Below are 15,265 nucleotides of genomic sequence, written 5' to 3'. Positions count from 1 at the left end.
TTTACTCCTTTGAATCCATTGATTCTTTCATAAGTTCGATTACTTCTTCTTTTTTGCCAAGCTTCTGAAGCTTACGAGCCTGATAGCCCTCTTCATTTTCATTGAAGTGACAAACGCTGTTAAAGCTGCAGAATCTGCAGGCATCTATGTCACCAAGCTTGGCTGGAGAGCAATCAAAATCTCCCTCAATAATGTGCTTAGCTGTTTCCGCTGCAGAATACTTTGCGTATTCCAAAACAGTATTAATTCCCTCTAAGCTGACGGCGTTTGTGTAGGCATCGATATTACCATCCTTTTTCACACCATAAGGAACGATAGATGACTTTGATGTCTGTCCATCCTCTGTACCAACTGAGGAATCGTTGGCAAACAAATCGCTCTCTTCTGAAGATAACAAGCCTTCCATTCGGCTTAACTTTAATCGCTCCTCTTTTGTGCCAGAGAGTGTTCCTGTGCGCGGCACATATTTATTTGCCATCTCATAATAAAGCATGGCTGATGGATGCATGGATGCGTTGGGATATTTTTCCTTAAGCTTATCCAAAACAACTCCCATATAAATAGGCAGCTGCATGGAAAGTCCATAGTAGCATTCCTCCAAATCCAGCTTATGACCACTGGACTTATAATCTATGATTCGAACTGCCATATCATCAGAATCTGTCAAATCGATTCTGTCTACCTTACCTTTTAAATTAGCCACTAGTTCATCACTGTCCTTGTCGCGAATCTCTGCTGCTATCGATTCCTCGAAAAATGCAGGCTCAAATTCGCCTCTGGACACCTGAGTAGTAATGACCTCTACTGTGTGACGCAATGTGTCTCTCATGGCCTCTACAATGTATTTCTGAGTGGAATCCTCAAGGGTGGAAACCTTTGCCATTGATTCGAATGTCTGGTTGAAGGCAGTATTCAAATAAACCTCTCGCTCTTCCTCTGAAACATCCTTCCACTTCTTTCCATCATTCTTCAGATTTTCAGAATAGTGCTCGATGGCAGCATGATAAAAGTTACCCATATCCATGCTGGACAGCTCGAATTTCTCCCTTTCCTGAAGCTTTAGAATATATGTAAGGAAATATTTATAAGCACATTCATTATAAAGCTCGAAACGGGACACTGAACCTGAAACAGTCTCGTCTGCGTTAAAAGCCTCATTAACAGCAAGCATGATATCCTTTTCCACTGACTCAGGCTGATGCTGATAGAATGCTCCTGAAAGGATGGTACCCAGGGTCTTCTCATCCTCTGACTTTGTCCACTCTATAAGGCCCTTGAAGATTTTCTGTTCCTCTTCTGTCATAGCCTCTATACCTTCTGAGGCTGCCTTATTTATTAGTTCGATAAGGTAATTTACAGCGCTCTTCTTTGATAAAAGTCTGTCTGAAACATTGAAGTCCTCGATTTCTGTAAGAGAAACCTGAGGGAACATCTTTGTAATAACCTCCACCAGATATGATGGATTTACTGATTTTCCATCCACATCTACTCGAGGCATGGTAATGTACAGCTGCTGATTTGGCTTGGTGAGCATCAGGTACAAATAAAATCGTTGTCTAAATGATTTTTGTCTGTCAGATGGTGCCAGTTCAAATCCCTGGTCCAAAAGCTGCTCTCGTTCAAGCTGAGAAAGAATACCTCCATTTTCCACCTTCTTAGGAATAGCATCATCAGATGCTCCAAGGCAGAAAAGAACCTTGATATTTGAAAGTCTGGTACGTTCAATATCACCCAAAATAACACTGTCATTTGCAGGTGGAATAACACCTATGGATGCAGCAGAAAGGCCCGCTTCATAGATGTCGTGGAACTCATCAAGCTTCATCTTCTCCTGGTCTAAGATGTTTACCATCTTATCCAGGATATCCATAATGATAGGGTAAATCTGGCTATACTCCTTCGCCTTCACAGCGTTATTGTTTTCCTGATAAAGATTTCCTCTCTCATTAATTCTGTTTTCCACATCAAAATACAGAAGGAATCTGTAAAGGGCTGTGGCTATATTTCTAACAGTGTCAGTTTTTTCTATGGCATTATCGAAATCAATAAATGGCTGGATAAATTTACTTCTTATTTCGTTTACACGAATTAAATCTTCATCTTCTTTAAACTGATTTGAACGAATGGCAAATGGGTGGAAATATTTCTTTTTTCCACGAATGCCTGTGGCCAAAACATAGTTTTCCAGAAAATCTATCTCATCATTAGTAAGGACTGTTAAATCTGTTCGTAAAAATCTAAACACGTCCTCTTTTCTAAAATCATTATCAAAAACATCAAATAAAGAATCTATTGCCTCTGCCATTGGATGGAATAAAATCTCGGTTTTGGCATCAATAAAGTAAGGTATCTGGTAATCTGACCAAATCCCTGGCAAAAGATATCTGTAGTTTTCCATGTTAGGTGCCACCACGGCAATATCCTTGTATCGCATTCCATTTCGCACAAGTTTATTTATAGTGATAGCTACATATTTAAGCTCATCTCTTGGACTTCTAAGACTGGTGATCTTAATCGATTTTTGTGCTTCTTCTCCCTCAAATTTCACATCATTTCTAAAGATATTTCTCTCTAAAAACTGAAGTGCGGGGTTATCTGAAAGCCATCCATTTTCATCAGATATATATACCGGCTCGTTAATCTCCTTGCCGATTCTTTTTGCAATCTGATTCATCTTTACAGCAAATTCTGAGGACATGGCAAAAACATCATCCTCTGATTTCATTTCAAACAAAGCAGTATTTTCATCTGCTGTGATTGTAACTGCTACCTCGTCGCAAATCTGAAGCATGTGCTCCACAAGCTGGTACTGGATAGGTGTAAATCCGGTAAATCCATCCAAAACTACAGTGGAACCTGTAACAATCTCAGAGCTGTCCAGCATTTCATTTAAAGTGGATAAAATAGATTCTGTGGTGACATATTTACCCTCAATGAAATCTAAAAAGGCCTGGTAAATTACCAGTAAATCTGAAGCCTTTCTTCTAAAACTCTCAGACATTACTGGAGAATTCATCATATCCTGAAGTCTTTCCGGTGTGATGTTGTACTGGGTCATCTCAGAAATCAGTGACTTAATCTGAGTGATATAGCTAACCCTGGTGATGTTATTCCTAAGGGCTTTAATATCATCCAGCTTGCTATTTACCAGCTTTCGAATCACAAGGGATTTTCCTGTATCATCCAAAACGGACTGTACAGCCGTTCCCAATTCCTCAAACACTCTGTAGGCCAGACGATTGAAGGAAAGCACGTCGATATTCATAATGCATTTGTTTGGATGCATGGATACCAGCAGACGCTGGGTGGACATAGTGTACTGCTCCGGAACGATTACAAGATAATTATTATCCATATTTTCCATGGATTCTTTAATTATTCGACTGTAAATATTGGTAGACTTTCCACTTCCTGAACTACCTACAATTAGACTAAGCGACATAAAAAACTCCTAAAAAATAAACCCCTCCCTTTTCAGGGAGGGAAAAATAGCTATTGTGGAAACATTCCTCGAAGCATTGTGGCCATTGAGCCGGTCCGAGAACGTTTATAAGGTTTTCCTTTAAGATAAAGCTCTGAGACATTGATTGTCTTTAGCTCATCCACTGGAATCTCATATGGATTCTTGTCGAGAACTGCCAAATCACAGCTCTTACCCATTTCAAGAGTGCCGCGTTCCTTTTCATCGAAGCAGGAAATGGCGCCATTGATAGTAGCCATTTTAAGCGCATCATAAATAGAAACTGACTCTTCTGGGTTAGCATTATTACATGCATCGTGAATCCACATAATAGGATTTGGATCTGAGGCTGGTGCATCTGAATTGAAGCACACTTTAATGCCCATATCAGTAATAGTTTTCAGAGGATTAATTCCCTTAGCTCTATCCTCAGAAAGTATTCCTTCAACGAATTCCTTAACACCATCGATATGAGAAAGCAATGATGGCTTTACCGAAATCATGATGTTGTACTTGGCACAAATCTTCAATGCCTTTTCTGTAGGCAGGGAACCATGCAGAATAATGTGTCTGTGGTCGTAGCGAGGATAATCCTCCAGTGCCATTGAAATAGCATTTACAGCCTGTTCAAATGCAGCATCACCAACCGCATGCAAAGCTATCTGGTAGCCTGCTCTGTTGGCATTGATACAGAAATTCTGAACCTCAGCATCGCTGAAATATGAAACACCCTTATTATTTATTGTTTCGTAGTTATCGTTTAACGCAGCATCCTTATTGGCAAAAGTACCGTCAAGATTTCCAAACACGACTCTTGTCATATCCTTCTTGGCAATCTTATCAACGTTTGAGCACTGATATGCAACCCTTACCTGCATTCCGTTATCAAGTCCCTTGGCAACAGAACGCTCCATATCGAAATCATAATCACGAATGAATCCCATTCCGCTGGCTGAACAAATCAGACCGATACCCTTGCTGGCAAGGAAATCTGATGTCTCCACCATGGAATCGATAACCTTTTTGGTGGACATTCCGTGAGTAATGAATTCGCAAGCTGCTAAAAACGCTTCCTGCTTCAGCTCGCCTGTATCTGCATTATAACCTCTAAGGTTAGAAACTTTTGACTTGATAGCATCTAAGAATAAGCTGTTTGCCACACCAGAATGAGCATCATGCTTGATAATAAAAGCAGGCTTTTCAGGGCATGCCATATCCATCTGTTCCTTAAGGATAAGGTGTCCTTCAGATACAGAAAACTCTGTGGCGCCAAAGCCAACAATTATATTTTCTCTGGTACGAGAAGCGTATTCCTTAAGCTGCTCCAAAATCTTAGCGTTGGAATCCGTATCATTGATAGGAAACATCTTATGCAAAACAGAAAATCCTGAATAATGCATGTGAGTATCAACGAAAGCTGGAATCAAAACATTGTTTCCAAGCTCGATAGGTGGAACCACCTCATACTGTGTAGGGAGCTTAGTTCCAATGTAGGCTATACGGCCCTCACGCTCGACTAAATAATTTGCAACGGTATTGTTTTCATCACAAGTTAAAATTGTTCCATGAAATACCTGCATTTGTCCCCTCCAAAAACTTTAAAAATCTATAAATCTTTATTTCTTACTGCCTGTTGGTCTGTAGATGTGTCTTGGGATACCATCTACCATGATAGGTGAAACATCACCCTGGATAAGAGGTCTTACGTATGTGATAAATGCCTCTGTTACATATGTACCATCGTGTGTAATCCAGTTGCGAGGTACAAGCTTCTCATCGTTGGCAATCTTGTGAACATCCTTAACCTCAGTTCCACACTGATAAGGATCATCAGAATGACGGGTAAGTGTAACCATCTTTCCTGTATCACCTTCGTCAGCAGCAAGAACAGCGGCACCACCAACCTGATATGCCTCAAGGATATCTACACGAGATGCAAGATGTGAACCTGCACGCTGTAATGTAGAAAGCTCGATAGCTCTGGTCTTGCAACCTACCTCAGCTGCGATGTAATTGCAAAGATATGCTGCTGTACCTGTAAGCTGCTTGTGATTAAACGCATCAACAAACTCTACATTATTTCCAAGCTCACATACATATTTTCCGTCCTTTGTATGGATACCTTCAGAAATACAAATAACAACAGATGACTGTGTCTTTAAAAGCTTGAGAACTCTCTCTTTGAATTTTTCAATATCAAATGGAACCTCTGGCAAATAAATCAAATCTGGGCCGTCACAATCTTCTCCCTTTGCAAGGATGGAAGCTCCTGTAAGCCAACCTGCGTTACGTCCCATGATTTCAACGATTGTAACAAGTCCCTTGTCATACTCTAAGCAATAGCTATCACGGATGATTTCCTTGACAGATGTACCGATGTATTTTGCGGCACTACCATAGCCTGGTGTGTGATCAGTAAGAGCCAGGTCGTTATCAATTGTCTTTGGACAACCAATGAACCTGATATCAGAACCTGTAAGAATAGCGTAGTCGGAAAGCTTTTTGATGGTGTCCATGGAATCATTTCCACCAATGTAGATAAGCGCTTCGATTTCCAGCTTCTTGAGAATAGCGAAGATTTTCTCGTAAGTTTCCATATCCTCGTGGATTTCTGGAAGCTTAAAACGGCAAGAACCTAAATAAGCTGCTGGTGTACGTTTTAAAAGTTCTACATCCAAGTCGTTCTTGATGTAGTCTGAAAGATCAATGTACTGCTCGTCCATCAATCCTTTGATACCATGCAGCATGCCGTAAACTTTTCCAGCTCCACGGTCCTTAGCTGTACGGTAAACTCCCGCTAAAGAAGAGTTAATTGCGGCGGTTGGTCCGCCTGATTGTCCCACAATTACGTTTCCAGTCATTACATATTACCTCCCAATCATTTATTGTCAAAAAAAATTAAGACCAATAATCATATGTCCTTATCCAAATCCCCATTAAAGATAAAGACCCGCTGATATGCTAATCATCCTCTGGAATATCGCGAAAATAACCTGCAATGATGTCGCACAAGCACCAAATAGCTCCTCCAACTGTTGATGCTATAAAAATCTTAATAACATTTACCAGAAGCATCCCCGCTGTGAGCGTGCCACCAGTAAACCCAATAACTAGCCAATAAACAGAGCGAACGAATAAAAGATATCCGCCTATGTACAACCCTAAAACTGTGCCAAGAATGCTAAACAGCACAGCTAACGCTCTCTTTGCATTCTTCTTCATATAATATCTCCGTAAAATTGTATCTATTAAAATGGTAGCATAATGAGTCCAAAAACGCCACAAAAAAACCAAAAGCATATCACACCAATTAAAATAGCCATGAGTGCTCCTGCCACGACATCCTTGATAAAATGGACTCCTCCTACCACTCTTATTACTGCAAGGCCCACGCCTAGCACTAATAAAAATACACCTGCAGGGATAGAAACCTGGAAAATGTGATTGCAACCATGAATATGGAGAACACATGTCGACTAGGAAAGCTTTTTCCCTTTGTATCCTTGTGTAAAGCTGGGGTGAAATTATAAACCTCGTATGGACGAGGTGCGCTGGCAACTTTTCTAAATAAGCTGACTAACACAAAGGAAACCCCTGGAATCACTATACTTCTGTATAAAAGGGTAGCTCCTATTTTAGGAATAGAGATAGCTGCATAAATAAGCAGCCCAAGGTAAAATAAAATCGTAATATAAGTAATGGCCTTGTCCAGCACATTGAGTGCTGTAACAAGACCACTATTATTTTTTATTGAAGTTGATAAATCAGAATATGAAATCTTCATTAAATTTATGCACCTACAAGTAAATTATTTGAAAAATGTATCTTAACGGCGTCCTCAAATAAATGCTGTGCATAAGGGATATCCTTTCCCATTGAAAAAGCCATTTCCTCGTAGAGCTTACGACCTGCAAGGCTTAAAATCTTCTCATCTAATGCCATAACCTTCTTGCCAGACTCGATACGCTGCCACTTTCTGATAAGAACCGTCTTTACCACACGGGCCAGAGACTCTGGTGTAAACTCAGCCATAACCTCTTTGAACTTCTCCTGAAGCATTCTGTCGTTTGGCTCATCGATACATTCGATATCATCAATATTATCAAGAATTTTAGTAAATGTAGCCATTTCTGCTACCGGACGTAATCTGATTGTAGAACCAGTAATTGGAGTGAATACTTTTGCTCCAGCTTTGAATACAGGTGCCATGCAGTAGTAGGTCTTTTTTGAACCTTTGCCCATAAGCTCCATATCATCGATGTCCTCAATTTTACAAACACCACTTCCCTCATGAACTAAAAAATCGCCTACCTGATAATTCATTTTTCACCATCCTTCTAAAGCATAAACAATATGTACCTCCATAACTCATTTTCTCCCATTACTTAATGTAATTATAGCACGATTTTAGTCTTCAGAACACAGAAAATTCACATTCGTTAATAATTCACACGAAAACTTACGAAAATGTAGAATCCATTGTGAGATGTTACAAATTATCAGAAAACAATGTATCTATTCAGCCCCCATTCGCAAAATAAAAAAGGCCCGACTGTGAGCCGGGTTATGTCTTTTAAAGTAGTCATCTATCTAGGACTGCTGTTGCCAACAGCCTCAAGCGTTCAACCTTGCGCTGGCGGGCCGCGTACGCGCATTTTAGAACTTGCTTCGGATGGGGTTTACATGGCTACCGCTGTTACCAGCGATACGGTGGTCTCTTACACCGCCTTTCCACCCTTACCTGAAAAATCAGGCGGTATATTTCTGTTGCACTATCCTTGGAGTTACCTCCACCGGCCGTTAGCCGGCATCCTTGCCCTGTGAAGCCCGGACTTTCCTCTCCCTGGCTATTACCACCAGGCAGCGACTACTCATCGGACCTTTTATTATATTTCCCGATTTTCTAGCTTGACGCAGAAAATCGGGAACAGCGACCTGCCCTAATCAGCAAAGCTGATTTTAAAATGGCAGGTCACCTTTTTTATAGAATACAGCTTCCTCCAATAAACTCGCGAACCAGAGAATTGTTTGGAATAACATCTGGTGCCATTGGAAGGAAATAATCCAAAAGCTTAATAAGACGCTTTGCCTCAGCATACATTGGATGATCAGGCTCAATAGCGTAAAGCATTGGATCGACGTATAATTTTAGCACAGCCATCTCATAAATTAAAGCTGTATTAAATATATAATCAGCCTTTTCCTGGAATGGGAAGATATTCTTCTCCTCTCCGCGGCGAACTGAATCCCACATAGCAATAGTTTCTGCTGCTGATGTGGCTCTGGTTCTGGCATCTCTAACAATTCGACGAATCAATCTACCATCTGCTGTAGATAGTGGATTGTGCTCATCAATAGAAAGCTGTGTCAAAGCAGAAAGATAAATCTTATATTTAGATTCTGCTGGCAGCGATGAGCTCATTCTGTCATTAAGACCATGAATACCTTCGATTACAAGAATATCATTCTTGCCAAGCTGCATGTAATGGTCATTATACTCTCTTTTTCCAATTTTGAAATTGAAATTTGGCAAAAGAACACGCTCTCCATTGAGAAGCTTAACCATACACTCGTTGAAATAAGGGATATCAAGACCTTCTATAGCCTCAAAATCCTTCTCGCCATATTCGTCGATAGGCATCTGATCTCTGTCTAAATAGAAATCATCCAATGGAAGTGGATGTGGAACGCAGCCCAAGGCTCTAAGCTGGGCAGAAAGCTTGTGAGAAAATGTGGTCTTTCCTGATGATGAAGGACCAGCCATCATAACAAACTTAACGTCCTTGTTGGAAGCTATAATACTAGCAAGCTCGCCAATATTTCTCTCAAAAATAGCCTCCTGTGAAAGAACCAAATCCCTAATGTTTCCCTTGGCAATGACTTCGTTTAATGCGCCTACAGTAGGCACACCCATAATCTGACCGAAGTCAGAAGCAGCCTGCTGAACATTGAAAAGCTTCATTGGCTTTTTGAATTCAGCAACCTTTCTTGTATCTTTGCCTGGAAGACTTCCGTCTGGATACAAAAGCATAAAACCATGCTCGAATTTGAGCAGGTCAAAATACTTAAGATATTTAGTAGATGGCACCATATAGCCATAGAAATAGTCTATACAGCCATCTAAATCATATACATTAATATTTGAGCTGGTACGATACTTTAAAAGCTGTTCCTTGTCCTTCATATTGAAGCTGTGGAACATCTCTTTAGCCTGAGTAGTCTTGATGGAATATTTCTTAAGAGGAACATCCTTCTCAACCAAGTCAAGCATTACCTTTTTAAGCTCTTCCAAATCCTCTTCTGTAATCTCTCCAACACCCTCTAAAGTGCAGAAATCACCCTGTCCAAGAGAATGTTCTACTCGAAGATATGGATTTGATGGCAAAGGATAAACATCCATAAGAGCTCGCTGAAGAAGAAATACAACACTTCGTCTATAGGCTCTACGTCCATCCTTATCTGCTGTTGTAAGAAACTCTACTTCTGCTACGCCAGTAACAGCCTTGCTAAGCTCTGTAAGGCTTCCCTTGTACTTTGCCAGCACAATATCATCCTTAAACTCAGACTGATGTTTTGCTGCAATGTCGACTAATCGTGTGCCTTCTTCGTAAGTTTCTTCCTTGCCGCCTATGATTACTTTCGCCATAGTTCCTTCCCCTCCTACAGTGAATTTTTGATTTGCGTTATTATTTCAAGCTCAGCTCTAAGCTCCTGACATCTGGCAGCTGCCACTTCAGAAGCGCCCCCTCGCTCAAGCTTGTTAATAATTGAACTGTATTCACTTTCGTTTTTATCCAATAGCTTAATCAAAAGCTCTGGTGTCTTTTCAATAACCTTAGGTCCGTATTCCAGCTGAGCGGTAGTATAAGTAATACGTTTGCTCTCATCAGCTTCATAATGAAACTTGATAATAGGATAAATCTTATTTTCCTCACAGGTGAGATCTTCGTCATCAATAACGAAGCCCTGATTCATGAGAAATGTTCTAAGTTCTAGGTATTCTGACTGTGGCTCAATAATCATCAACTTTGCTGATTTGGCTACAGCGATACCAGCGCTTATTATCCTTTGAATGAGAGCGCCGCCCATGCCACAAATGCATATGACATCTGCCTCGTCTGGTGAAAGCTTTGCAAGACCATCTGACAATCTAAGATCTGACTGGTCCATAAAGCCTGCCGCCTGAATGTTTTCCTGGGCCTTACTAAGAGGCCCTTTGTTAACATCCATGGGAATAACCCTTTTTGCGACACCATTTTCAAGTAGTGCAATGCTGAGATATCCGTGGTCACAGCCAACGTCTGCTACAGTGTCGCAGGCAGGAATCATATCATATACAATTTGTAATCTTGGTGACAATTTTATCATTAAAATTTGTTCTTTCCTTGTTTTTATTTCTAAGGAAAAACTGCCATGCAAATTGCCTTCGGCAATGGGCAGTTCTTGAGCATAATAAAATCCTTCACTTATGTTCGGATTTTGTTATGCCTTTATTGATCTAAGTAATCCTTTAACTTTCTACTGCGGCTTGGGTGACGAAGCTTTCTAAGAGCCTTTGCCTCAATCTGACGGATACGCTCACGTGTAACGTTGAACTCCTTACCTACCTCTTCAAGTGTGCGGGCCTTACCATCCTCAAGACCGAATCTAAGGATAAGTACGCGCTGCTCACGCTCTGTAAGTGTATCGAGAACCTCGTGGAGCTGCTCCTTCAAAAGTGTGAATGTAGCTGCCTCTGCAGGTACTGGTACATTCTCGTCTGGAAGGAAATCACCAAGGTGGCTGTCTTCCTCCTCGCCGATAGGTGTCTCAAGAGAAACTGGCTCCTGAGAAATCTTAAGAATCTCGTGAACTCTGTCTACAGTAATACCCATTGCTGCAGCGATTTCCTCTGGAGTCGGTTCACGGCCGTACTCCTGGAGTAACTGTCTAGAAACTCTGATGAGTTTGTTGATAGTCTCAACCATATGTACAGGAATACGAATTGTACGGGCCTGATCTGCGATAGCACGTGTGATAGCCTGACGAATCCACCATGTAGCATATGTAGAGAACTTATATCCCTTGTGGTAATCGAACTTTTCTACAGCCTTCATAAGACCGAGGTTACCTTCCTGGATAAGATCAAGGAAAAGCATACCACGACCTACGTAACGCTTAGCGATAGAAACTACAAGACGAAGGTTTGCCTCAGCAAGCTTGTTCTTAGCATCCTGGTCACCCTCTTCCATACGCTGAGCAAGCTCAACCTCTTCCTCTGCTGAAAGAAGTGGTACCTTACCGATTTCCTTAAGGTACATACGTACAGGATCTTCGATGCTGACTGAATCAGGAACCGACATATCAATGTCTTCCAAATCCTCATCATCACTTGCAAGTAAAAGTGCATCTGAAGGGCCAGATGAGAAGTTTACATCGATTCCCTTCTTATCAAGATAAGTAAGGATGCGCTCCATCTGCTTAGCATCAATCTTGTAATCCTTTAAGAACTCAGAGATTTCGTAGTCCTCAAGGATGTTCTTCTGAGACTTTGCGATTTTGATAAGCTCAGTAACCTTTGAATCGAGCTCATCGCTACCGAATGAATCAATATCATCATCCTCGTCATCATCATCCATATCCATAGATGTCTTTGCTCCTACAGAAGCAAGGAACTCATCTACATCATCGTCATCCTCTGTCTCATCGATGTTGTCGAAATCATGCTCATCGAACTCAAGGTCCTCAGCTGAAATTTCTTCGAGATCGCCGAAATCTACATCTTTGTCATCTGACTCAGTATCTTCGATATCGTCTGCATCTTCAACATCTGCCTCTGCCTCAGCTAAGAATGCCTCAGCAGCTGCATTTAAATCTCCGTTTTCGATTAACTCATCTACTTTCTTCTTTGCCATTTTTATTCCTTTCTAAAGTGAAATGTCTAAACGCTCAAGGCGTTGTAGTGTCTTCTTACCCTCCACCAGGCTTTTCAAATCGGCTCCATTTTTCTGAGCCAGCTCCAGGGAGTTCTTTTTTATTCTAAGCAGAGTCTCTTTAAGAGCCTTGCTAAGATCACTGTTTTCTGTAAGTTCGCCAACTGTGGTGTTAAACAGGGCTGCCACCGTCTTGCGTTCCTCGTCCTCCATGAACAAATCAACGATTCTGGCGGTGTCTACTGGATTTCCTTCATCACAGTATTTGAAAACTTCCTCTGCTACCGTTCGATATACCCCCGCTTCAAAATCCTGCGGATTCACGTAAAGTGAAATCTTTGGATAAACATCCGGGGTCTCAACCAACCAAGTAAGCAACAGCCTCTGGGACATTTTCATGCCATCATCCTTTGGCTTTAACTGTTTTTTCTGGTAGTCATCACCTGTGGCTGAATCTCTTCTGGCCGTGATGCCTGACTGACCAAGCTCTAATATATATTTAGCCAACGCATCCTTAGGGATGTTGAATTTGGCTGCTACAGACTCTGTGTAGTTTTCACGCTCAAGCTGAGTAGAAAACTCCATAACTATCATGCGGGCCGCTTCCTTTTGGAAGTCTGACTTTTTCTCAGGATCAGTCATGTCGTAATTGTTCTGAAGCATGCGAACCTGATACATAAAGCTGTTCTCCGCATTTTGTATGCGCTTTTCATATTCCTCTGCCCCAAGATTCTTGATGAACTCATCAGGATCCTTGTATGGACTCATGTTGATGATTCGGCATGAAATACCGGCATTTTTAAGGATAGGTATTGCTCGAAGGGCTGCTTTCTGACCTGCCCCATCTGAATCGTAGCTAAGGTAAACATCCTTAACATATCGTTTGAGCATGCCGGCGTGGCCTTCTGTAAGGGCCGTGCCAAGGGATGCAACTGCATTATCGAAACCTGCCTGATGCAGGGAAATTACATCCATGTAGCCTTCGCATAGTATAAACTGTTCGCGTCTGGTCTTTCTGGCAAAATACAATCCAAAGAGAGTCTTTGATTTGTTGAAAATCTCCGTCTCAGGAGAGTTCAGGTATTTAGGCTCTCCGTCTCCCATTACTCGGCCACCGAAGGCAACTACTTTGCCGTTGGCATCGAATATAGGAAACATTGCACGGTTCCAGAACTTATCATGACCGCCTCGCTTCTCATCGATAGTGATGAGACCGCAATCCTTTAAAATATCATCTTCATATCCTCTACCTCTAAGATATTTATAGAGGGAATCGGAATATTTGCTGGTGCAACCCAAACCAAACTTGTGCATGGTATCAGGTGTCAATTCACGCTTGGTGAAATAATCCATGGCCTGCTTTCCAGCATCGGAACGAAGCATCTTATAATAGTAGGCTGCCGCATCCTTATTAATCTCGAATAAGCGGCTGCGTCTGTCGGCACGCTGTCGTTCCTGAGGTGTCAGCTCTCTTTGAGGAAGGGTGACGCCACATTTCGGTGCCAGTTCCTCCACAGCTTCCTTGAATGTCATATTTTCATAGTCCATCAAAAAGCTGAAAACATTTCCACCCTTTCCACATCCGAAGCAGTAATACATCTGCTTCTGTGGGCTTACAGAAAATGAACCTGTTTTTTCATTATGAAAGGGACAAAGGCCAAAATACTGGCTGCCCTTTTTTTGTAAGTTAACATATTGCGAGATTACATCAACGATGTTAGTGCGATTTCGCACCTCCTCAACAACTTCGTCAGAATAAAAAGCCATCGTTCTCCCTAACTTACATTTCTATATTTTAAAATCCATCAACGATCCAAGCCTTTGGCATAAAGTATTCGTTGAATTTGGTAATGCAATACTGATCTGTCATACCTGAAATATAATCGCAGATAATACGCTCCTGAGTCTCTCCATCGTCCTCCATAGCGCGATATCTGTCAGGTAACTCATCAAAGTGAACCTGATAATACTCGAAAAGCTCGCGAATCATACGCTTTGCCTTTACCTCTTCCACCTTTGCAATAGAGTCCTTATAGACATTTGCAAACATGAAATCTCTCAGTTCTTTCATAGCCTCAGCGATTTCAGGTGACATTTTAATCTCTGGGCTGTTCTGACTGCTGATAATAACGTCGTGGATAAGAGTATCCAAACGAACTGCAGAAGTCATACCCAGTGTCTTTCTTACGCTCATAGGAATAGATTCCTCGGTAAGAATCTGTGCGCGGATAGCGTCATCCACATCACTGTTTACATAGGCAATCTTGTCAGAAAGGCGCACAATCTGACCCTCAGGCGTAGCTGGGTGACCTTCTGTCTGGTGATTTCGAATGCCATCACGAACCTCCCAGGTAAGATTAAGGCCCTGACCGCCTTTTTCAAGCTTTTCTACAATGCGCACACTCTGCTCTGAGTGCACAAAGCCAGTGGAGCACATGGCATTAAGCTGAGCCTCGCCCGCATGTCCAAATGGGGTGTGACCCAAATCGTGCCCTAAAGCAATTGCCTCTACCAAATCCTCGTTAAGTCTCAAAGCCTTTGCAATGGTTCTGGCGTTCTGTGAAACTTCCAATGTGTGAGATAATCTGGTTCTGTAATGATCTCCTTGTGGAGTGAGAAAAACCTGAGTCTTATTCTTCAATCGGCGAAATGCCTTGCTGTGAAGAATTCTGTCTCGATCCCTCTGAAATAGAGGTCTGATATCACATTGTGGCTCATCTTTTTCGCGGCCACGTGAATTTTCATTGAGTGTGGCAAAAGGACTAAGAGTCTCCCTTTCCATCTGCTCAATCATCTCTCGAATTGTGCCCATTTTAGCCTCCCAAACATGCATTACACGACACTTCTATAAAACAAATTACACAGAAAAAAAGGATATCCTTTTTTTTATTAA

Annotated in this window: 11 protein-coding genes and 1 other RNA gene; all 12 read right to left on the bottom strand. The window is 41.5% G+C overall.

What is annotated here, in order from left to right; genetic code table 11:
* Window position 1: 1 nt before the first annotated feature.
* Entirely contained in the window at window positions 2-3,442 is a 3,441-nt protein-coding gene (locus G592_RS0110595; RefSeq protein WP_028247797.1) for a PD-(D/E)XK nuclease family protein, read from the bottom strand.
* A gap of 50 nt (window positions 3,443-3,492) precedes the next feature.
* A complete protein-coding gene (locus tag G592_RS0110590) occupies window positions 3,493-5,040 on the bottom strand; it encodes an amidohydrolase (RefSeq protein ID WP_028247796.1) in 1,548 nt (515 codons plus the stop codon).
* 36 nt (window positions 5,041-5,076) lie between these two features.
* Window positions 5,077-6,321: a 6-phosphofructokinase gene (locus G592_RS0110585; protein ID WP_028247795.1), complete on the bottom strand. Its 1,245-nt coding sequence runs from the start codon at window positions 6,319-6,321 to the stop codon at window positions 5,077-5,079.
* Between the two features lie 100 nt (window positions 6,322-6,421).
* The gene (locus G592_RS0110580) at window positions 6,422-6,682 is read right to left on the bottom strand and encodes a hypothetical protein (protein ID WP_028247794.1); all 261 of its coding nucleotides are present in this window, start codon (window positions 6,680-6,682) and stop codon (window positions 6,422-6,424) included.
* A gap of 26 nt (window positions 6,683-6,708) precedes the next feature.
* Window positions 6,709-6,885 (bottom strand): phosphatase PAP2 family protein, encoded by a 177-nt coding sequence (locus G592_RS18150; RefSeq protein ID WP_420329243.1) that lies wholly within the window; start codon window positions 6,883-6,885, stop codon window positions 6,709-6,711.
* Window positions 6,886-7,249: 364 nt separating this feature from the next.
* Complete coding sequence (locus G592_RS0110570) at window positions 7,250-7,783, bottom strand: CarD family transcriptional regulator (protein ID WP_028247793.1); 534 nt, start codon at window positions 7,781-7,783, stop codon at window positions 7,250-7,252.
* A gap of 216 nt (window positions 7,784-7,999) precedes the next feature.
* Window positions 8,000-8,343, bottom strand: an RNA gene (gene rnpB / locus G592_RS17100) — RNase P RNA component class A.
* Between the two features lie 98 nt (window positions 8,344-8,441).
* Window positions 8,442-10,106 (bottom strand): nucleoside kinase, encoded by a 1,665-nt coding sequence (locus G592_RS0110565; protein WP_028247792.1) that lies wholly within the window; start codon window positions 10,104-10,106, stop codon window positions 8,442-8,444.
* A gap of 14 nt (window positions 10,107-10,120) precedes the next feature.
* A complete protein-coding gene (locus G592_RS0110560) occupies window positions 10,121-10,828 on the bottom strand; it encodes a tRNA (adenine(22)-N(1))-methyltransferase (protein WP_028247791.1) in 708 nt (235 codons plus the stop codon).
* 122 nt (window positions 10,829-10,950) lie between these two features.
* Window positions 10,951-12,078: an RNA polymerase sigma factor RpoD gene (gene rpoD / locus G592_RS0110555; RefSeq protein ID WP_051194882.1), complete on the bottom strand. Its 1,128-nt coding sequence runs from the start codon at window positions 12,076-12,078 to the stop codon at window positions 10,951-10,953.
* A 288-nt stretch (window positions 12,079-12,366) separates the two neighbouring features.
* Entirely contained in the window at window positions 12,367-14,139 is a 1,773-nt protein-coding gene (gene dnaG / locus G592_RS0110550) for a DNA primase (RefSeq protein ID WP_028247789.1), read from the bottom strand.
* Between the two features lie 28 nt (window positions 14,140-14,167).
* A complete protein-coding gene (locus G592_RS0110545; RefSeq protein ID WP_028247788.1) occupies window positions 14,168-15,184 on the bottom strand; it encodes a deoxyguanosinetriphosphate triphosphohydrolase in 1,017 nt (338 codons plus the stop codon).
* Window positions 15,185-15,265: the final 81 nt, after the last annotated feature.

The organism is Pseudobutyrivibrio ruminis CF1b, assembly GCF_000424005.1.
GTDB lineage: Bacteria > Bacillota > Clostridia > Lachnospirales > Lachnospiraceae > Pseudobutyrivibrio > Pseudobutyrivibrio ruminis_C.
The sequence above is the reverse complement of the archived record's forward strand: the minus strand, read 5'-3'. Positions and strand labels throughout refer to the sequence as shown.